The following is a 20194-nucleotide window of genomic DNA, read 5'->3' as shown; positions in this document are numbered from 1 at the left end:
CTCCCCGCCGTTCCCCATGGTTCCCCGCACGATCTGGCACGGCTCTGGCGCGCACTTGTCCCTAGTCTCGGCTGGGAGGCCATCGGGGTCTGGTGGACTGGTTATCGGCCGTTGAGGCCCCTACTGCGTGTGTTCGTGCTATCTTTGATGGGTCGTCAGTTGAGGTCAGGGGTATGTGGGGCGGGTTCAACTCCCGTAGCATTGATTTTGGCGCTCGTTTTGGTCGCAGTTGGTCTGAATTACGGAATCCAGTTCCTGAAAAGAAACAAGCCGGAGTCCGATGCCAATTACGAACGAAAGGAGTTCATCATGAGTAAATTCAAGATGATATTGATCGCAGGTGTGCAAGTGACCGAAGCGATCGCCACGAACAGTGTTGCCGGCGCACTCCTTACCTGAGCTGACGAACTAATACCCCGCACGCAATCGCATGCGGGGTATTTGCATTTTCTGTCATCTAGAGAGTGCACTCGCGACTCTCGCGCGCGAACTCTCCAGATATCCTTCAGCCGATTCGGGAAAAGGAAAATTTGTCCTTAATTGCTTGAGAGAAGTAGCGGCCATGGCTGGGTGCATCCATGAGAGCGCTGTACACACCTTCTGGCACTGAGAAGTATCTGTAAACGCCAGACTGGAACTCAATTTCTAGCATCATTTCCAACGGATCGTAACCGATGGAAATGATATTGGATGAGACGACCGAAGATCTTTCCATTACTGCCCCTGCCTGGCCAAGGCCTTTGCGTTTTGAACGATCTGCTTAATAACGGTCGGGGGCTCCCCGTCTGCTTCGAAAGCTGCTCTCGCGTAGGTGTAGGAGTTTTTCTCGCTGTATCCCAGTCCGGACTGGATTAGTTCCTCTACTTTCTGCCCCCACTCCGGCCACTCATCCTTTAGCGTCTCCTCTAGGCGGTCTGCAAAGACGGCATAGTCGCTCTCCGCGTGAGTATGAGGCAAATCAGAAACGGCATGTTGCCCAAGGTACATGAAAAGCCGACGATTTTCCGCACGCTCATTCAGCTCTGCATTGCGGATATCACTTTGCTTTCTACCGTTCTGTTCCATCCTAATTCCGACACCGGCGTCAGCATCAAATACAGCGAAGCACGGAATCCCGAGCAGGGTCAGGATGGCGTGGCTTAGATAGATGGCGGTCTTGTGACCGGCTTCAGCAACGTGGATCCCCTCCACAGCCAAAGGTGAGCCATCACGTGTAGCAGATCCTTCAAGAACAGCTGCGTCAGTATGCCCCTCTACCAATACAACGGCAGAGGCAAAGAGTGCTTCGGCCAGCCGATGTAGAATCGCCGCTCCGATCTGCTTTCGCACCATTTCTTCGGATACGAATCCTGACAACTTTTCAATCACGTCCTCGACCTGTACGTGGGCAATGGAGATGACTCTTTTGTTGGCTCCATCCTGAACTCGACTGATTCGCCGAATTTCGTGAAAGTGATGCGGGTCTACGAAGATTGGATTGTGGGTGGCGTAGGCCACTTGAGCCGTTTGGTTCGGATCTTCCGCGATTTTCCTTAGAACTTGAGAGAAAGCGCGTGCCTGGACGGGATGCTGGTAGAGCTCAGGCTCTTCGATAGCCAAGCAAACTGCTTTGGAGCGTGGTCCATCACCGCCACGGTCCGAAAGAAGTTTTAGTGCGGCGATAATCATTGCGCGTTGAAATCCATGTCCCTGGCGCTCGACGCTAGTTTCAACTGGGCCATCGATAATGCTTACCTTGAAGGACGCCTTGACTGGCTTGTAGGGGTTATCGACGGGTGAAACCGACACGTTCCTACCTGCTGCAAAGACCTCTACCGCTTTGGTGAGTTCTTTCGAGATGAGCTCCAGTTGGGGCGCAAAATTTTTGGTTGCAATGCGCGCTCGTTCCATATTCAATCGAGCGTCGAGATCTGCCAGCTCCGCGTCAGCTACCTTTCTGTCTACGGCGCGCTCGATAATTCGCCCAAAGATAGCGGATCGTGTGTCATTTGACTCCTCAAGTGCACGCAAGTCAGCGCTGACCAGGATGAATTCAAATAGGCTCGCTAGTTTCCCTTTACCGGCGAATCCGAAGAAGTTCGTGGCTTGAATGTCGGACTCTACGAGCTGATCGGCATGGTTTCTTTCCCAAATAATCACTGCCTCGTCCACCAGCGCTTCGCTACCTGCCGATGGTAGCTCTAGCTCGGGCCGCTCGTCGCGGAGTGAATTGTAGGAACGGCGCTTGGCGGTGGCGTTTGGTTGGCTGCGAATGACTTCAAAAGGTGGGAAGGTCATCCCCTTTCCCGTGATCTTGTCTTCGCCGTTATCCCATGTGCGCCAAATGACCACACTGTCCACCCCTTCGGGCGCGTAATGACCTAGTTCTTCTCGGTCGTGCGCAGTGAGAGATCCGAACTCGACTTCGACACGAATTCGACTGCCTCGTGCGTCGATACAGAGGTCCTCTGTGCTTAGTGAGGTTCCTTTTTCACCGTTAAAAAACCAGTCGAGAGCGCGCAGGATGGTCGATTTTCCCACTCCATTGGGGCCGATGATGGAAGTTACGTCATCGAATTTCACTTCAGTCAACTGAAGGCAGCGGAAATTCTCAATCCGCGCGCGGATCATCTTCATGCTTCATGATGGAGGCTCTCCGTAGCCCCAGACAACCCGTTTCTCTTCTTTGGTGGCTTTGGCATCTTTAGTCCGACTAGTAACGGGAACCTCAGTTCTAATAGATCAGTGTCCTGACATATAAGGCTGGTAGACCGGCTTCGGGCAGCCTGTTGGCCTGCCCGGTAAAGCGCGATGTTCGGGCCGTGATCTTCGAGACTCCCGCTAAGTGACTGCTCAAAGCCGTGTAGCCGGCCGTCCGGCCGCGACTTACCCCTTCTTTGGCCTCAAGTGGGAGCCTGCGCGTGAGAGCGGAGCGAGCCGCCTTGAGCCCGTAGAGATAGTGGTAACTCAGTAGATACGGGCACTATGTCAATGCTTGACGGATCAAGCTCTCGGTTGCTGTCTGCGGTTGCTGTCGAGGAGCGCATTAGGCCGGTGTTGGCGGAGCTGAGGAGAACGGCTGAGGAACCCTCGCGGCGCCGACACCTCCGTTCAGTGGCAGCTCTGGGGAGTGGAACCGATCCAGTGGACCCGGTCTGGACCACGCCCCCTGAGCAGCACCCACGCCCGGAACGCAGTACCCGCTCCACCCGGGCACGGGTGGGTTGCCCGAGCGGCCTAAGGGAACGGTCTTGAAAACCGTCGTGGCAGCGATGTCACCGTGGGTTCAAATCCCACACCCACCGCGGTGAACGGCCTCTGACCTGGTGTTCAGGTTGGGGGCCGTTCCGTTTGTCTGGCTGCTGGGCCCCTCAGGTGCCCTGGCGCAGCATACGAACTCGTGAGCCGGGATGACGGGTTCGCCGGGTGTCGGGTCGATGGCGCCGATCCTGATGGCTACGGTCGCCACCGCGATCGGGGTGTTGGCTGCCGTCGGGCGCATCAGTCGCCAACGGTGCTGTGGAGGGACCTTCTTCGCCGGCAGTTCGAACGTGGCCAGCTCTACCCAGCGGTCGTAGTTCGTCGGGTAGCAGCGCACCGTGGCACGGCAGCGCCGGCAGCTGCGGGGCTCGATCCACTCCGTGTCGTCCGGGTCGGGGTCCAGCTGTGGTGCTGCCGTGGCTCCCTCGCGCATGGCGAGATCATTGGCCACCTTGTTCCAGCAGCCGTCGCAGAGTTCGGCCGACAGAGGCACGATCCGTCCGCGCTCGCGAACGTCGGGCCCCTTCGCGGAGCACAACAAGCACTCAAGTCGGTCGGCATCGCGGAGAACCCCCATGTCGCGAGTGTGAGTGCCCGGTACATGGTCCTCATAGGGCGCCTTTTGGCCTTGTTTGACAAAGTCGCACCTCAGTAACCCGATAAGTGCGCATGCGTCACCTCACCCCCGCCACCCCGTCATCCGCGCCGCCGAAGCCACAGTCGCCCGCGCCTCCCGCTCCGTCAGGCCCGTCTGGACGGCCGCTTCCACCAAGGGGTCGGTCAGGGCGGAGCCGAGGCCGTTCTCGTGGGCGCGGCAGGCTGCCCAGAAGAGGCGGGTGTTGCGTTGGCCCTCATGGGCCGCGAGGACGAAGTGGATCAGGCCCTGCCCGTGTTCGGCCGGCGCGGGGAGCGCGGAGCGGTGGGTGCGGGGCGGGGGCAGGAGGAGGCGCAGGAGGGGCGGTGGGCACGGCGCCGGGGTCAGGTGGGCCGTGCCGGGGGCCGTGGCGTAGACGCCGTGTTCGGTGCGGGAGCCGGGGCCGACGAGGTAGCCGCCGGCTCCTCTGATGTCGATGCCTGGGGCCAGCCTGCTCGCCGAGTTGGGGACCACGGCGTCCGGGGGGCCCGTTAGCCAGAGGTGGCGGCCGCCGGACGGGGTCAGGACGACGACCGTCTCGGGGATCGTGAAGAGGTGACGCAGGGCCAGTTCACGCAGGGCCGCCGAGGAGTCGGTGCCCGTCTTGGTGTCCAGGTCGATGCCGATGAGGTGGTGCGGGGGCAGGCCGCAGGCGATGCCGTAGCCGGTGGCCCAGGGCGCGGCGGCGAAGAGTTCGCGGATGCGGGACGGGTCGGTCGAGGCGTCGTACACGCCGTGACCCATGCCTCCGCACTCGCCGTGGCACGGGGCGGAGGCCGGGACGGAGGTCGGGTCGTCGCGGTGGGGGGAGCGCAGGGCCGGGAGTTTCGTCCCGGACAGGGGGAGGACGGCCAGGCCGCGTTCGGCGGCTGACAGGGCGTGGGCGAGGGCCAGCGTCGTGGCCTGCCGGTCTGTGGTGGCCATGTTTCTATATTCGTACTCACGTTCGAAAAAGGGAAGGGTGCACGGGTCGTCGACGTCGTTTTGGCGGAATGGCTGGAAATGTGCGGGAACGCTTCGTCCCTTGCGCCCCTTGTGTAACGCCGTGGCGGCCTGGCGGAAATCTCCCCTATCAGCCTGAACTGCGACTTCAGTGATGTGAAGGGGGTTTATCGACTTGTCATCACGCTTCAGGGGGAATGATCGGTTCCGGGGTGGTTCGCCGGGGATTCGGTGGGCAATTCTGATCTTGCGACGCAGTGCACGGCGGCGAAACAACACCGGTGAAACAACATCCAGGCGGTGGCCAACTGCCTTGAATCAGCGGTAGTTCACGCATCACGCGCATCACACGTACTTCGTACGGTCCGGCACGGAGCCGGGGCGTACATGTTCTGGAGGAACAGACATGGCAAGCATCCGTACCGCCCGCGTTCTCGCCGCCGTCTCGGCGCTGCCTCTCGCCGCCGCGCTCTTCAGCGGCGTCGCGGCGGCGGACAGCGGCGCCCTCGCCGGCGGCGGATCGAACGCGGCCGTCGCCGGCATCGTCGGCAGCGGCGTGGGTGGTAACAACAGCGGCAACTCGTCCACCTCGCAGCAACAGGCGGTCGGCTCCGGCGCCTCGAACGAGAACAACACCGCGCAGGTCAACGGCTCCGCGTTCACGGCCATCGACCAGTCCAACGCCGTCGTCAACTTCACCCACCTCTGGTGAGCCGTGGGCCGGCGGGGGTGTGGGTCCCCGGCGGTCCTGAACTCCCTGGTGGGGAGCGCTTCATGGGGTGGTGAAGCGTCGGCGCGGCGGCACGTACTTCGGTACATCGTGTCGCCGCGCAGGCGTTTTCGAACCCTTGACACCCCTCCTGATCTGACGGACAGTCAGAAACCGTGAGCCACCCACTCAGTCGTCCTCCCAGCCGTCCCCCCAGTCCCTCCCCGTACGGCCAACTCGGCCCGCTTCTCGCCGCGTTCGAAGGGCGTCCCGCCGTCGTCGGTGGTGTCGGCAAGGATCCCGTCAACGAGCCGATGATCCGGCACTGGTGCGAGGCGCTGGGCGACACCAGTGCGGCGTACGCCGGGCCGGACGCCGTAGCGCCGCCCGCCATGCTCCAGGTGTGGACCATGGGCGGGCTCTCCGGGCACCAGGGGCGCTCGGCCGCGTACGAGGAACTGCTCGCCCTGCTCGACGACGCGGGCTGCACCTCGGTCGTCGCCACCGACTGCGAGCAGGAGTATCTGCGGCCCCTGCGGCCGGGCGACCGGGTCGCCTTCGACTCGGTCGTCGAGTCCGTCTCCGGGCCCAAGACCACCAAACTCGGCACCGGTTACTTCGTCACGACCCGGACGGACGTACGAGTGGACGGTGAACCGGTCGGCACCCATCGGTTCCGGATCCTCAAGTACGTACCCGCGCGCGCCCCTGAGACCACGCCTACGGGGCAGAAACCCCAGGCCGCCCCCACCCGCCCCCGGCCCGTCGTCAACCGCGACAACGCTGGATTCTGGGACGGTGTTGACCGCCAACAGCTGCTCATCCAGCGCTGTGCGGGCTGCCGCGTCCTCCGTTTCCCCTGGCTGCCGGGGTGCAACGCCTGCGGCAGCGGCGACTGGGACACCGTCGAGGCGTGCGGCGACGGCACCGTCTACTCGTACGTCGTCCTGCATCACCCACCCTTCCCGGCCTTCGACCCGCCCTACGCGGTCGGGCTGATCGAGCTCGCGGAGGGGGTGCGGATCATCAGCAACGTGGTGGGTGTGCCGTACGACAAGGTGCGGATCGGGATGCCGGTCCGGCTGGAATTCGTGCGGTACGAGGAGAGCCGGCCGGCCCTTCCGGTGTTCCGGGGCGACCTTCCCGCCGAGGTGGGCGCATGAGAGCCGGGGACGAACTGCCGCCGCTGGAGATCGAGATCACGCGCACACTGATCGTCGCCGGGGCGATCGCGTCCCGCGACTTCCAGGACGTGCACCACGACGCCGAGTTGGCACGGGCCAAGGGCTCCCCCGACATCTTCATGAACATCCTCACCACGAACGGGCTGGTGGGACGGTACATTACGGACTTCTTCGGCCCCACCGCCGTCCTGCGGGCACTCGCCATCCGTCTCGGCGCCCCCAACTACCCAGGCGACACCATGGTGTTGACCGGCCGCGTCGAGGAAGTCGACGGCGACACGGCCGTAGTGCGCGTCCTCGGCGCCAACGGGATCGGGCGGCACGTTTCCGGGACGGCGACCGTCCGCGTACCCCCCTCGGCCTCGGGAGGCCCTTCGTGAGCCTGCACGCACGCGACGCACTCGGTGGGCGGGCGGCCATCGTCGGTGTCGGGGCCACCGAGTTCTCCAAGGACTCGGGGCGCAGCGAACTGCGGCTCGCCGTGGAGGCGGTGCGCGCCGCGCTCGACGACGCCGGGCTGACGCCCGCCGACGTGGACGGCATGGTCACGTTCACCATGGACACGAGCCCGGAGATCACCGTCGCGCAGGCCGCCGGGATCGGGGAGCTGTCGTTCTTCTCGCGGGTCCACTACGGCGGGGGCGCCGCCTGTGCGACCGTGCAGCAGGCCGCGCTCGCCGTCGCGGCCGGGGTGGCCGAGGTCGTCGTCTGCTACCGGGCGTTCAACGAGCGGTCGGGGCGGAGATTCGGGTCGGGGGTGCAGCGGCGGGAACCATCGGCCGAAGGGGTGGCGCTCGGCTGGTCGCTGCCGTTCGGGCTGCTCACGCCCGCCTCCTGGGTGGCGATGGCGGCGCAGCGGTACCTGTACACATACGGGCTGTCGGCGGAGGCGTTCGGGCAGGTCGCCGTCCGTGGCCGGAAGTACGCGGCGACCAATCCGGCCGCCTGGTTCCACGGCCGGCCCATCACCCTCGCCGACCACGCGGCCTCGCGCTGGATCGCCGAGCCGCTGCGGCTGCTGGACTGCTGCCAGGAGACGGACGGCGGCCAGGCGGTCATCGTCACCTCCGTCGAACGGGCGCGCGAGCTGCGGCACCCGCCCGTCGTCGTCGCGGCGGCGGCCCAGGGCGCCGGCCGCGCCCAGGAACAGATGACGAGCTTCTACCGCGACGACCTCACCGGGCTCCCCGAGATGGGTGTGGTGGCGCGGCAACTGTGGCGGACCGCCGGGGTCGGCCCGTCCGACATCGACGTCGCCATCCTGTACGACCACTTCACGCCGTTCGTGCTGATGCAGCTGGAGGAGTTCGGCTTCTGCGCCCCTGGCGAGGCCGCGGACTTCGTCGCGGCCGAGGGGCTGCCCCTGAACACGCACGGCGGGCAGCTCGGGGAGGCGTACCTGCATGGCATGAACGGCATCGCGGAGGCGGTACGGCAGCTGCGCGGGACCTCCGTCAATCAGGTGCCGGGCGCGGAAAGAGCGCTGGTCACAGCCGGTACGGGGGTGCCGACCTCGGGGCTGGTACTGGAGGCCGCCGGGTGAGCGCGCCCGGTCGGCGGGCCCTCGGACCCCCGGCTGCCGCCGCTACCGGAGGAGCGGCCTCCGTACCACCTCCGTACGACCTCTCAGGGGCGAACCCTCACAGCCCCGGGCCCTGCCTCCACCTTCAGGAGGTGGAGGTGGCCCCCCTCGTACAACCTGAGGGGGACGCGGCTTCGGGACCTGCGGCCGATCCGCTCGCGTAGGGGTCGAACCTAGCGTGGATCCATGACCACACTCGTCTGCACCAGCGCTTCGAACGCGGCTACGCCGGCGACGCAGATCATGCCGTTCGCGTCGTACACCTACCCGTCGTTCTCGTCGTACGTGAAAGCCCGCCGCCCGGTGCTGCTGCGCACCGCCCGGTCGCTCACCGCGAACCCGAGCGACGCGGAGGACCTGCTGCAGACCGCGCTCACCAAGACGTACGTCGCGTGGGAGCGGATCGAGGACCACCGTGCTCTCGACGGCTATGTCCGGCGGGCGCTACTGAACACGCGGACGTCGCAGTGGCGGAAGCGGAAGGTCGACGAGTTCGTCTGCGACGAGCTGCCGGAGCCCGAGGGGACGCCGGCCGGCGATCCGGCGGAGCACCAGGTGCTGCACGACGCGATGTGGCGCGCGATCATGAAACTGCCGACGCGGCAGCGGGCGATGGTGGTGCTGCGGTACTACGAAGACCTGAGCGAGGTCCAGACGGCCGAGGTGCTCGGGGTGTCGGTGGGCACGGTCAAGTCGGCCGTCTCCCGGGCGCTGGGCAAGCTGCGCGAGGACCCTGAACTGGTGCTCGCCCGCTGATGGCTTCCGGAAGGTTCCGCAGCACGACGTGATCTGATCGATCACTCTCTCCTAGTGACGTACCGCTCGGTATGTGCGCAGAATCAGCACAACATTTACCACCGAGTAGGCAATGAAGCCCCGGGAGGACGCCGTGCTGAGCACCATGCAGGACGTACCGCTGCTGATCTCAAGGATCCTGACCCATGGGTCGACGATCCACGGCGACTCGCAGGTCATCACCTGGACCGGCGAGGCCGAACCCCGGCGCCGCTCCTTCGCCGAGATCGGGGCCCGCTCGGCACAGCTCGCCCACGCCCTGCGCGACGACCTCGGAGTCACCGGCGACGACCGCGTGGCCACTCTCATGTGGAACAACCCCGAGCACGTCGAGGCCTACTTCGCGATCCCCTCCATGGGCGCGGTCCTGCACACCCTCAACCTGCGGCTGCCTCCCGAGCAGCTGGCCTGGATCGTCAACCACGCCGCCGACAAGGTGATCATCGCCAACGGCTCGCTGCTGCCGCTGCTGGCCCCGCTGCTCCCGCACCTCAAGACGGTCGAGCACGTCGTGGTCTCCGGCCCCGGTGACCGCTCCGCCCTCGCCGGGTCGCACGCCCGGGTGCACGAGTACGAGGACCTCATCGCCGGGAAGCCGACCGGCTACGACTGGCCCGACCTGGACGAACGTACGGCCGCGTCCATGTGCTACACCTCCGGCACGACGGGCGACCCCAAGGGCGTGGTCTACAGCCACCGTTCCATCTACCTGCACTCCATGCAGGTCAACATGGCCCAGTCCATGGGCCTGACCGACCAGGACACCTCCCTCGTCGTGGTCCCCCAGTTCCACGTGAACGCCTGGGGGCTGCCCCACGCGACCTTCATGACCGGCGTCAACATGCTGATGCCGGACCGGTTCCTCCAGCCGGCCCCACTCGCCGAGATGATCGAGCAGATCCGGCCGACGCACGCCGCCGCCGTCCCCACCATCTGGCAGGGCCTCCTCGGGGAGCTGACCGCACGCCCCCGGGACGTCTCGTCCCTCAACCAGGTCACCATCGGCGGCTCCGCCTGCCCGCCCGCCCTCATGGCGGCCTTCGACAAGCTGGGCATGCGCGTCTGCCACGCCTGGGGCATGACGGAGACCTCCCCGCTCGGCACGATCGCCCGGCCGCCGGCCCGTGTGGTGGGTACGGAGGAGGAGTTCGCGTACCGCCTCACGCAGGGCCGTTTCCCGGCCGGTGTCGAAGCCCGGCTGAGCGGCCCTGGTGGCGAACGGCTTCCCTGGGACGGCTCATCGGCCGGCGAGCTGGAGGTACGCGGCCCGTGGATCGCGGGCTCCTACTACAGCGGCGCCGACGGTGAGCCCATGCGCCCCGCCGACAAGTTCAGCGAGGACGGCTGGCTCAAGACGGGTGACGTCGGCACCCTCAGCCCCGACGGCTTCCTGACGCTCACCGACCGCGCCAAGGACGTCATCAAGTCCGGCGGCGAGTGGATCTCGTCCGTCGACCTCGAAAACGCCCTCATGGCCCACCCCGACGTCATGGAGGCGGCCGTAGTGGCTGTCCCCGACGACAAGTGGGGCGAGCGCCCGCTGGCCACCGTCGTGCTGTCGGAGGGCTCCACCGCGGACTTCGAGTCCCTGCGCGCCTTCCTCGCCGAGGAGGGCAAGATCGCCAAATGGCAGCTCCCGGAACGCTGGACGATCATCGAGTCGGTACCGAAGACAAGCGTCGGCAAGTTCGACAAGAAGGTCCTGCGCAAGCAGTACGCGGAGGGTGAGCTGGACGTCACCAAGCTCTGAGGGAGCCGAGGTCGGCCGTGGGTCGGAGCACTGTTTCACGTGAAACAGGACAATGTTTCACGTGAAACACTGCTCCGCCCCATAGGCGAGATGGGCCCTAGTTTGTGCCGATACGGGCGAGCAGGTCGACAATCCGGTCCTGTACCTCGGTACTGGTGGACCGTTCGGCGAGGAACAGCACCGTCTCCCCCGAAGCGAGCCTCGGCAGGTCGGCCTGGTCGACGGCGGCCGTGTAGACGACCAGCGGGGTGCGGTTCAACTGCCCGTTCGCCCGCAGCCAGTCCACGATCCCGGCCCTGCGGCGCCGTACCTGAAGCAGGTCCATCACCACCAGGTTCGGCCGCAACTGCGAGGCCAGCGTGACCGCGTCGGCGTCACTCGCGGCCCGGGCGACCTGCATCCCGCGCCGCTCCAGCGTCGCCGTGAGCGCGAGCGCGATCTCCGCGTGCTCCTCGATGAGCAGGACCCGAGGCGGATGCTGCTCACTGTCACGCGGGGCGAGCGCCTTCAGGAGTACGGCGGGATCAGCGCCGTACGCCGCCTCCCGCGTCGCCTGCCCGAGTCCAGCCGTGACCAGTACCGGAACTTCGGCGGCCACCGCGGCCTGGCGCAGCGACTGAAGGGCGGTCCGGGTGATCGGCCCGGTCAGCGGATCGACGAACAGCGCCGCCGGGAAGGCCGCGATCTGCGCGTTGACCTCCTCGCGGGAATGCACGATGACGGGCCGGTACCCACGGTCGCTGAGCGCCTGCTGCGTGGTGACGTCGGGCGCCGGCCACACCAGCAGCCGACGCGGGTTGTCCAGCGGCTCCGGCGGCAGCTCGTCGTCCATCGGCCGTGGCTGCGGCTGGTCGGAGACCTCGACGGCCCCGCCGGGACCGTCGAGCGGCTCGGGCCCCTCGGCGGCGTTCTCGTCCGGTGCTCCTATGGCGTACGAGCGCCCGGCACCCTCGGTGAACCCGGGCAGCCGTGGCGTGCCCGGGGCGAGCTGCGTCTGTCCGGCGAGCGAGGGCTGCGCGGGCAACGGCGCCTGGGTGAGCGGTGCTTGTCCGGCGAGGGACGGCTGACCCGGCAGGGGCGCCTGGACGGCCAGGGAGGGCTGCGCCGGGACCGGCGCGGCCTGCGCTGTCGGAGGCGTGGCGGTGGCGGCCTGGCCTGCCTGCGGGTGCGGACGGGCCGTCGTCTCCGGCTGGCCGGGGGCGGGTTCGGGGCGGGTCCCGAGCTTGCGGCGGCGGCCGGAGCCGTTGGTGCCATTGGTGCCGTTCGGAGGCGTGGCGCTCTGCGGCTGGCCAGGCGCCTGGACCTGCGCCGCCTGCCGGGCGAACGGCACCCCCTGCCCGAGCGTCCGCACACTGATCGCGGGCCCCTGCGCCGAGTTCGGGTCGACCGGCGCGACGTCCTCGGCGGGCAGCGCCTGCGCGAGCCGGGGCGGTGTGACCCGCTCAGGAGGAAGCACGGCGGCTGCCTGGGGCGCGGGCGCGGGCGCGGGGGCGGGAGCGGGTGCAGGAGCGGCGGCCGCTGTGTTCGGGTTCAGGTTCGGCTGCATGGGGGTGCCCATGTCCGGGGTCTCGTCGTCGGCCGGGGGCCAGGGCTGGGGCTGGGGCTGGGCGACAGGGGGTACCTGGGCCGCCGGGGCGGGCTGGCTGGGGGCGAGGCCTTGGATCTGGGCGGGCTGGGGCGCCGTACCCTGCGCCGGTACCTGCGGGGCAACGGCCTGGGGCGCCTGCTGCATGGCCTGCTGAAGGGCCTGTTGGGGAACCTGCTGACCCTGGATTCCCTGGACTGCCTGGACTCCCTGTGCGGGGACAGACTGGCCGGGCATGGGCTGGCTGGGTGGCATGGGCTGCGCGGGAAGTCCCTGCGCGGGAACGGGCTGTCCGGGCATGGCCTGCGCGACCTGTCCGGCCTGTGCGACCTGGGCCATGGGTGCAGCCTGCCCAGGCATGCCCTGTGCGGGCACGGGCTGCCCCTGTCCCGGTACGCCGCCCTGCGGACCGACGGCGGCCTGGGCGGCCGGTGCCGGTACGGGAGCCTGTGCGGGAACCGCCTGCCCCGGAATCCCGCCCGGAGGTACGGTCCCCGGCTGGTCCGGGGCCTGGCGCGCGCGGCGGCGGCCGGTCGGCGTGGACGTCGGGTGAGGCTGGGGCGGGGTGTGGTCCTCGTCGTGATCGTGCGTGAGCCCGTCATGACGGCCACCGTCGTCGAACTGGTCGCCGACAGGCCCGGCGGGCGCCGCAGGGGCACCCTGGTCCGTCCGGTCGGCCTCGGCCGGGGGCAGGGCGAACACCGGGCGGGGGCCCGCCTCCTGTGCGACACCGCGCTCGGCCGCAGCCGCGAGGGCCCTGCGCCGGCGCCCGGTCGGCTGTCCGCCCTCGCCTTCGGCGCCTTCCGCACCCTCGCCCGCCGCAGGAGCCGCGGGCAGGGCGGGCGGCAACGCGTGCTGCTCGCCTCCGGCGCGCCGTGCCGGAGCGCCGGGCACGCCCTGGGGCGGCACCGTCCCGCCCAGACCGGTCCCCGCGGCAGCGGTGCCCGCGCCGTGCTCGCCCGCCATGACGACGGCTCCTTCGGAGACACCGCCCTCGTCGCCCGCGCCCGCGTCGCCCCCTTCGACGGGGCTGGGACGGCCGCGTCGGCGTCCGGTACCACCGTCTCCCTCGGCGGAGGGCTGCGGCGCGGGGCCCGAAGCGGCGGCGGCCTCCTCGGTGGCCCGCCTGCGGCGCCGTCCGGTGGGTGCGACCGCCTCGTTCCCGGCGCCACCGGCTTCGACATCGGTCTCGGCCTCGGCGGCGCCCTCCGGGCTGTCGCTCTCCAGGAAGGCGTCCACGGAGGACCGCCGGGCCCGCCGCCGTCCGCTGACACCACCGTTGCCGTCGCCACCGTCGGCGCCATTGCTGTCCACGGCCTGCTCGGGCAGGGCGAGCTCGGCGCCCACGGCCGTCTCCACGACGTCCTCGATGTCCTCGGCGTCGGCCACCACCGCGCCCGCCCCACCCCCGATGGGCACCTCGAGGACGAACGCGCTGCCGCTCATACCCGGCACCTCGTGCGTCTGGAGCACGCCACCGTGGGCCCGCACGATCCCGCGCACGATCGGCTCGTGCACCGGGTCTCCCCCGGGATACGGCCCGCGCACCTCGATCCGTACGACCTCACCGCGCTGCGCGGCGGCCACGACCACCGTGTTGTCCATGTAACCGCCCGCGGAGGCGGGCGAGTTGCCGGTCGCGTCGACCCCGGCGACGTCCGCGATGAGATGCGCGAGGGCGGCGGCCAGGCGCTGCGGGTCGACCTCGGCCTCGATCGGCGGTGCGTGCACGGCGAACTGGACGCGCCCGGGCCCGATCAGTTCGACGGCCCCGTCGACCCCGGCGGCGACGACCGCGTCGAGCATCACCTTCGTACGGGTGACGGATTCGGCGCCGGTGTCGAGCCGCTGGTAGGAGAGGACGTTGTCGACCAGCGTGGTGATGCGCGAGTAGCCGGCCGACAGATGGTGCAGCACCTGGTTGGCCTCGGGCCACAGCTGCCCGGCGTCGTCGGCGGCGAGGGCGGAAAGGTCGCGGCGCAGCTCGTCGAGGGGGCCGCGCAGCGAACGGCCGAGCAGCACGAGCAGTTGCTCCTGCCGGCCGGCCAGGGCCTCGTACCGGTCCTGCTCCCGCTCCGCGAGCGCCGCGTACCGGTCCTCTCCGGCGGCGAGTTCCTCCTCGTGCTCCTCGCGCAGCCGCTCGATCTCGGTGACGTGCTGCTGGCGCAGGGCGGTGAGCTCGGAGGCGTGCTCCTCGGCGACCCGCTCCAGCTCCTCCTGGTGCAGCCTGTCGGCGGCGTCCTTCTCCTCGGCGAGGGAGTCGTACGGACGCCGATCGGTGAAGGTCATCACGGCGCCGACGAGCTGGTCGCCGTCCCGGACGGGCGCGGTTGTCAGGTCGACGGAGACCTTGTCGCCGCTCTTGGACCACAGCACCTGCCCCCGCACCCGGTGCTTGCGCCCGGACCGCAGGGTGTCGGCGAGCGGCGACTCGCCGTACGGGAAGGGCTCGCCGTCGGCGCGCGAGTGCAGGACGAGCGTGTGGAGCTCGCGCCCGCCGAGGTCGCTGGCCCGGTAACCGAGTATCTGAGCGGCGGCCGGATTGACGAGAACGACCCGCCCCTCGGTGTCCGTCCCGACGACCCCTTCGGCGGCGGCACGCAGGATCATCTCGGTCTGACGTTGCGAACGCGCGAGTTCGGCCTCGGTGTCCACGGTGCCGGACAGATCGCGTACGACGAGCATGAGCAGCTCGTCATTGGTGTAGCCGTAGCTGTCGTACGCCTGCTGGCCGTTCTCGAGATTCGCACTGGTGACCTCGACGGGAAACTCGCTCCCGTCCGTCCGCCGGGCGATCATCCGGGTCGGCTTGGTCTGCCCGTACGGGTCCATCGAATCGGGGCGCCGCATGGTGCCGGGGATCAGCCGCGAGTCGAACTCCGGCAGCAGATCGAGCAGCCCGCGCCCGACGAGGGCGGTGCCCGGCGTCTCGAAGGCACCAAGGGCGATCGTATTGGCGTTGACGACGGTCCCGTTGGCGTTGACCAGCACCAACGCATCGGGCAGCGCATCGAGTATGGCTGCGAGGCGAGCAGCGCCTCGGGATGGCCTGCTGCTCACGAGACGCTTCCTCCCTGTTACCGCACCTTGCCGACCGCGGGCGCCATCTTGCCAACCGTCCCGCAACGTGTCACGCGAGGGAGTCTAAGGGCTGTGGTTGCGCTCGCGACGCCGGATGAGAGGGAGGTCGCACGACAAAGTGACACAGCCCCTGTGACGGCACCTTTCCCACCACTTATGCGCTACGGGGCCCCCGCGGCGGCGGGGTGAGGGCCCTTGGGGGCGTTGTTCCGCTGGTCGGGAGCGTGGCGGGGGCCTACCGAAGATCGGGAAGGAGCGGTACGAGCCGGTCCCAGCGCGCCATCTGGCATCCGTTGCTGCGGTCGAACGTGGCGTCGACGGGACGCCCGGCCCAGGTTCCGGTGACATGAGCGGTGGCCGGACCGCCGTAGACCATCGTGCAGACACTGTCCGGGGCTACGGGGGCGAACGGATCCTTCCCCCACCGAGCCCCCCGGTCGAGCGACCCGCAGGCCCCGTCGACGTCGGGATGACTGCCGCCCCCGGGATGACACACCAGCTCGAACCGCCCGTCCGCACGCCCACCGGTGCCGTGGACGGTGACGGTGAGGTGCTCGGAGGCGCGGCCCAGGGGCGCGAGCAGGGGCGCGAAGGGTGCGAGGGGCGTGAGGGGGCGGGTCTCGGGAGCCCCGTCGGCGTAGGCGGCCGTGGGCGCGGCGGAGAAGGAGGCGGCGGCGAGGGAGGCGCCGGCGGTGGCGGCGAACACGAGACGGCGGAGGGCACCGGTGGTGCGGGTGCGGGTGCGGGTGCGGGGAGGAAGCGGAGATGGGGAGTGAGGGGTGACCTTGACCATGACCTGACTAACGCGTGACGCGGGAGGACGTTGCGCGGGCCGGGCCGACGGAGCCGTCAGGGCCGACAGACGCGACGCCACGTGTCATGGGCAGGAACAACGGCTTTGCCCTGCGCCCCGCCTGCCTAGTACCGTGGGAGGCGATTGGTGACACCGCGCTCGTCTGTGTCATCATCTGCACGCACCACTCGCGCTCGCGCGGGGGGTTGTGCTGGAGGCGTCGCCTAGTCCGGTCTATGGCGCCGCACTGCTAATGCGGTTTGGGACTTACATCCCATCGAGGGTTCAAATCCCTCCGCCTCCGCACCTGATCCCGAAGCCCTGGTCCCCAAAGACCGGGGCTTCGGCCGTTTTCGCAGGTCAGGCAGGGCGCGGCTAACGGATTTCACCTCACGCCGCCAGTCATGTAATGTTGTTCCCGCAACGCCAACCGGGCCGAAAAAGCCCGGAGGGAAGAGCAAACACAACAGAACACACAAGCACTCGTAGCTTAACGGATAGAGCATCTGACTACGGATCAGAAGGTTGCAGGTTCGAATCCTGCCGAGTGCACACAGGTAAGAGCCCCGCTCCGGTAACCGGAGCGGGGCTCTTCCGTGCCGTACAGCAGCGAAGTGCAGCAACTGGCCTATCCGTCGCCGCGCATGGCCTGAACAGTTGGCCGACTGCCTCGCGAGCCGCCTCTTCGTCAGTCTCCGGGTAGACCTCCATCGTCATGGCGATCTGTGAGTGCCGGTGAAGAGCACCGCCGGTCGAAGCGCGGCATGTTCGCCACCCACAGGGGATCAGTGATCGTCAGAGGATCGGTGCCCAAAGAGGCGGCGACACCAGCTACGGCCTCCGGGGCGACGGGAAAGCCGTCACGCGGCCACCGCCCAAGCAGGCGCCATGCGACCGGCAGGGTCCCCTAGCGAGGGACCCTCCGAGGTTGCTTCGGACAAAGCGGTCAACGCGGAATCGACTTGGAGTCTGAGCCATGGTGGTCGTAACGTCGCGTCGTCCCGACAACAGGCGCCCCGGGGCGCCCGAGGCGAAAGCCGAACCGGGGGAGTAAGAGGCGGCTCACGGGGTGGCCGTACGAGCGTGGCGCGCGATCGGCGTCCTGAGTAGTCCCCCTCGGACCCGGGCCAACGGTGCCCATCAACTCCCTTTGAACAACCTGTATGACCTTCAAGCCCGAGCTGGTTTTAGCTAGGGATGAGAAGGTTGCAGGTTCGGATCCTGCCGAGTGCACGGCAAACCAGAGGCCCCGTGGAGGAGCCAAATCCACGGGGTCTCTGGTTTATGTCTTGGCGGCTGCCGCCCTCGGAGCGATTCAGGCGGCGTCAGTGGGTGAGGTCGGTCAAGGTGCGTAGGCCCTGGAGGATTTCGTCGGCGCTGGGGGCCGTGGTGGGGTCGCTGAGGTGTTGGATCATGATGCCGGACATGAGGGCGAGTTGGACGCTGCCGAGGGTGCGTACGGCTTCGGTGGGGACGTCGTCCTCGGGGGTGCTGGTGAGGATGGCGGCCATGCCGCGGCGGCCCTGGGTGAGGCCGGCGGTCAGGGCGGTGCGTAGGGCGGGCTGGCGCTGGGCCTGCATGAAGAGTTCCATCGAGGCGAGCCACAGGTCCGGGTGCGTGGCGAAGTCGTCGATCAGGCTCTGCCACATCTGCGTGAAGTGCCGCTTGGCGGAGCCGTCTGGGTCCGGGACCAGGGCCCGGCCCATCGCGTCGCCCCATTCGTCGAGGGTCTCGAACAGGGCCTGGTTCAGGAGGGCTTCGCGGGAGCCGTAGTGGTAGCCGATGGCGGCCATGCTCACTTTGGCCGCGGTGGCGATGTCCCGGACGCTGCTGCGGTCGTACCCCTTCTCCCGCAGGCACGCCTTGGCGGCCACCAGGAGGGCTTCGCGGTTTCCCATGTCACGGAGGCTAACACCGAGATGGCGCGAACGCCTGAGGCGATCGATCTATACAAGCGTATTGCGCGATCGTTCAATCGGCGTCTACTGTTCTTCCTGTGGTGGAGATGAGCGCGCTGGACGGCATCTCCCACTGGTTCTTCATCTGGTCTTCATAGCGGGGGCATCCATGAACATGCAGGTCACGGCCGGTGTGAGAGTCGCGTCGACGGTCTCGGCGGACGGCACAGTCATCAGCTACCGCAGCCAGGGCTCCGGTCCGGGGCTGCTGGTCGTGCCGGGGGCGCTGGGGGTGGCTGCCGATTTCGACGGCCTGGCCGCGCAGTTGGCACCCCACTTCACGGTGCACGTCATCGACCGGCGCGGCCGGGGCGGCAGTGGTCCGCAGGGCGACGACTACGGGGTGGACGCCGAGTGCGCGGACATCGAGGCGGTGCGCGAGGTCACCGGTGCCCGTAACGTCTTCGGGCACAGCTTCGGCGGCTTCCTGACCCTGGAGGCGGCCCTGCGCGGCGGCTTCGACCGGGTCGTCGTCTACGAACCCGGTGTATCCGTCGACGGCTCCGTGCCGATGGGCTGGGCCGAGGAGTGCGAGAGGTTGCTGGACGCCGGCAAGCCGGCGGAGGCGTTCCTCGCGTTCATCCAGGGCATCAACCCCGAGACCACCGGCAAGGCCCCGCGCCGACTGCTCCGGCTCATCATCCCGTTGGCCATCAGGAAGCGCGAACGCCTCCAGAAGTACGCCCTGTTGCCCACCATTGTCCGTGAGCACAGGGAGTCGGCGGGGCGCGACAACGACTTTCCGAAGTACGCGGGGATCACCAGTTCGGTGCTGCTGATGGCGGGCAAGGGCATCGAGAACACCGGCGCGGGCCGCGCCACCGTCCGTCTGCACGGGACTCTCGCCGGATCCGCTCTCGCCCGGTTCCCCAAGCTCGACCACTTCGGCCCGGAGAAGGACCCGAAGGCGATCGCGGCGGCCACAGCCGCGTTCTGCCTCGAACACCTTCGCTGATCCGGGAAGGCGAGGCGGGCCCTCTATGCGTCCGTCCCGCGGATCTCGTCCATGTACTCCCGGGCCAGTCGGCCCTGACGCGTGAACCAGTCGGACAGTAGCGCTACTTCGTCGGGGGAGTAGTCGGCGATGAGGGCGGCCAGGCGGGCGTAGTAGGGCCCGTAGAGGGCGTGGGCGCGGGCGACGGCGGACGGTTCGGCGGCCACGCGGACCCGGCGGCGGTCGTTCGGGTCGGGGCGGCGGGTGATGTAGCCCGCGCGTTCGAGGCGGTTGAGGATCCCGGTGACGGCGCCCGTGGTGACGTGGGCGCGTTCGGCCAGGTCACCGGCGGTGAGCAGGTCCTCGCCCGCCTCCAGGACGTAGGCGAAGCAGGTGAGGTCGGTGACGTTCAGGTTGAGGCGACGCGCCATCTCCTGCTGGCTGAGCAGGTGCGTCGCGATGGTGTGGTCCATCGCTGTGAGCATCTCGGCGGGGGTCGCGGGCGGGCGGGAACCGCTGCTCTGTGCGCCGGAAGTGGCGGGCGTGTCGTGCGTGCCGTCGCGCATCGCGGAATTGCCTTAGCTCGTGAGAAGTTTTGTGTCTAAACTGCTTACGGAGTGAGAGATCTCGATTCTACTGGGGAGACGCACGCGTGAGCACATACGACGAGGGCCACACCGTCGCCGGCTGGACCGGCACCGCCATCGCGACCGTCGGGTCCTGCGTGCTCGGGCTGGGGGTCTGCATGACCTCGGTTCTCCTGGTGGCGGATGGGGCCCTGGTGGTGGCGGCCGCCGTCCTGGTCACCTGGGTACTTCATCTCGCCGGGTGGGGGAAGCCGCCGGGCGTGCGGCCGGTGGGCGACTGGCCGATGCGAGCCCGGGACCACTCCGCGCGGGCGGGGCATCCGGGGTGCGTGGGGTGCCGACTGGCGGGGGGGGGGGGGGAGGGGGGGGGGGGGGGGGGGAAGGCCGGCGCCGTCGCGGGCCCCGGTGCCCGTTCGGGTT

General features: G+C 68.2%; 16 protein-coding genes and 3 tRNA genes. 11 read left to right on the top strand and 8 right to left on the bottom strand.

The window, feature by feature from the left end:
* Nucleotides 1-505 precede the first annotated feature (505 nt).
* Nucleotides 506-715, bottom strand: coding sequence for a KTSC domain-containing protein (locus ADL01_RS41600; RefSeq protein ID WP_078960413.1), 210 nt, complete (start codon nt 713-715; stop codon nt 506-508).
* A complete protein-coding gene (locus tag ADL01_RS40985) occupies nt 715-2616 on the bottom strand; it encodes an ATP-dependent nuclease (RefSeq protein ID WP_063783492.1) in 1902 nt (633 codons plus the stop codon). Before ADL01_RS40985 ends, ADL01_RS41600 begins: the two co-directional genes overlap by 1 nt.
* A gap of 581 nt (nt 2617-3197) precedes the next feature.
* On the opposite strand from ADL01_RS40985, the gene ADL01_RS09495 reads away from it, so the two are divergent.
* Nucleotides 3198-3284 (top strand) — tRNA-Ser (locus tag ADL01_RS09495).
* Here the strand turns inward: ADL01_RS09495 and ADL01_RS45955 are convergent.
* Nucleotides 3266-3733: a DUF6083 domain-containing protein gene (locus ADL01_RS45955; RefSeq protein WP_234354568.1), complete on the bottom strand. Its 468-nt coding sequence runs from the start codon at nt 3731-3733 to the stop codon at nt 3266-3268. The two genes, ADL01_RS09495 and ADL01_RS45955, sit on opposite strands and share 19 nt — an antisense overlap.
* Nucleotides 3734-3919: 186 nt before the next feature.
* Complete coding sequence (locus ADL01_RS09485; protein WP_053741477.1) at nt 3920-4798, bottom strand: bifunctional DNA primase/polymerase; 879 nt, start codon at nt 4796-4798, stop codon at nt 3920-3922.
* A gap of 424 nt (nt 4799-5222) precedes the next feature.
* On the opposite strand from ADL01_RS09485, the gene ADL01_RS09480 reads away from it, so the two are divergent.
* From ADL01_RS09480 to ADL01_RS09455, 6 genes are all read left to right on the top strand, one after another.
* On the top strand, nt 5223-5528 hold the full coding sequence (locus tag ADL01_RS09480) for a hypothetical protein (RefSeq protein ID WP_053741476.1): 306 nt from the start codon (nt 5223-5225) through the stop codon (nt 5526-5528).
* A gap of 173 nt (nt 5529-5701) precedes the next feature.
* Nucleotides 5702-6688 (top strand): bifunctional MaoC family dehydratase N-terminal/OB-fold nucleic acid binding domain-containing protein, encoded by a 987-nt coding sequence (locus tag ADL01_RS09475; protein ID WP_053741475.1) that lies wholly within the window; start codon nt 5702-5704, stop codon nt 6686-6688.
* On the top strand, nt 6685-7089 hold the full coding sequence (locus ADL01_RS09470) for a MaoC family dehydratase (RefSeq protein ID WP_053741474.1): 405 nt from the start codon (nt 6685-6687) through the stop codon (nt 7087-7089). The genes ADL01_RS09475 and ADL01_RS09470 overlap by 4 nt, the downstream gene beginning before the upstream one ends.
* Nucleotides 7086-8252 (top strand): lipid-transfer protein, encoded by a 1167-nt coding sequence (locus ADL01_RS09465; protein WP_053741473.1) that lies wholly within the window; start codon nt 7086-7088, stop codon nt 8250-8252. Before ADL01_RS09470 ends, ADL01_RS09465 begins: the two co-directional genes overlap by 4 nt.
* 225 nt (nt 8253-8477) lie before the next feature.
* Complete coding sequence (locus ADL01_RS09460; RefSeq protein ID WP_053741472.1) at nt 8478-9047, top strand: SigE family RNA polymerase sigma factor; 570 nt, start codon at nt 8478-8480, stop codon at nt 9045-9047.
* A 112-nt stretch (nt 9048-9159) separates the two neighbouring features.
* Nucleotides 9160-10836, top strand: a complete 1677-nt coding sequence (locus tag ADL01_RS09455) for a long-chain fatty acid--CoA ligase (RefSeq protein ID WP_053741471.1) — start codon at nt 9160-9162, stop codon at nt 10834-10836.
* 97 nt (nt 10837-10933) lie between these two features.
* Here the strand turns inward: ADL01_RS09455 and ADL01_RS09450 are convergent, their stop codons facing one another.
* Together ADL01_RS09450 and ADL01_RS09445 are read right to left on the bottom strand one after the other, a co-directional pair.
* Complete coding sequence (locus ADL01_RS09450; protein WP_078960412.1) at nt 10934-15481, bottom strand: PAS domain-containing protein; 4548 nt, start codon at nt 15479-15481, stop codon at nt 10934-10936.
* 256 nt (nt 15482-15737) lie between these two features.
* Entirely contained in the window at nt 15738-16295 is a 558-nt protein-coding gene (locus ADL01_RS09445; RefSeq protein WP_078960411.1) for an SSI family serine proteinase inhibitor, read from the bottom strand.
* Nucleotides 16296-16508: 213 nt separating this feature from the next.
* Between ADL01_RS09445 and ADL01_RS09440 the strand changes: the two genes are divergently transcribed.
* Nucleotides 16509-16599 (top strand) — tRNA-Ser (locus ADL01_RS09440).
* 175 nt (nt 16600-16774) lie between these two features.
* Nucleotides 16775-16847 (top strand) — tRNA-Arg (locus ADL01_RS09435).
* Between the two features lie 773 nt (nt 16848-17620).
* Here the strand turns inward: ADL01_RS09435 and ADL01_RS09430 are convergent.
* Nucleotides 17621-18193 carry a TetR/AcrR family transcriptional regulator gene (locus ADL01_RS09430; RefSeq protein ID WP_053741469.1) on the bottom strand — a complete coding sequence of 191 codons (573 nt, stop codon included), beginning with the start codon at nt 18191-18193 and terminating at the stop codon, nt 17621-17623.
* 169 nt (nt 18194-18362) lie between these two features.
* Between ADL01_RS09430 and ADL01_RS09425 the strand changes: the two genes are divergently transcribed.
* Nucleotides 18363-19208, top strand: a complete 846-nt coding sequence (locus ADL01_RS09425; RefSeq protein ID WP_053741468.1) for an alpha/beta fold hydrolase — start codon at nt 18363-18365, stop codon at nt 19206-19208.
* Nucleotides 19209-19231: 23 nt separating this feature from the next.
* Here ADL01_RS09425 and ADL01_RS09420 read toward each other — a convergent pair whose 3' ends face one another.
* The gene (locus tag ADL01_RS09420; RefSeq protein ID WP_053741467.1) at nt 19232-19753 is read right to left on the bottom strand and encodes a MarR family winged helix-turn-helix transcriptional regulator; all 522 of its coding nucleotides are present in this window, start codon (nt 19751-19753) and stop codon (nt 19232-19234) included.
* 137 nt (nt 19754-19890) lie between these two features.
* Between ADL01_RS09420 and ADL01_RS45950 the strand changes: the two genes are divergently transcribed.
* On the top strand, nt 19891-20194 hold a 304-nt coding region (locus ADL01_RS45950), incomplete at its 3' end, for a hypothetical protein (RefSeq protein ID WP_234354569.1).

It is taken from the genome of Streptomyces sp. NRRL WC-3618 (assembly GCF_001280005.1).
GTDB lineage: Bacteria > Actinomycetota > Actinomycetes > Streptomycetales > Streptomycetaceae > Streptomyces.
The sequence above is the reverse complement of the archived record's forward strand: the minus strand, read 5'-3'. Positions and strand labels throughout refer to the sequence as shown.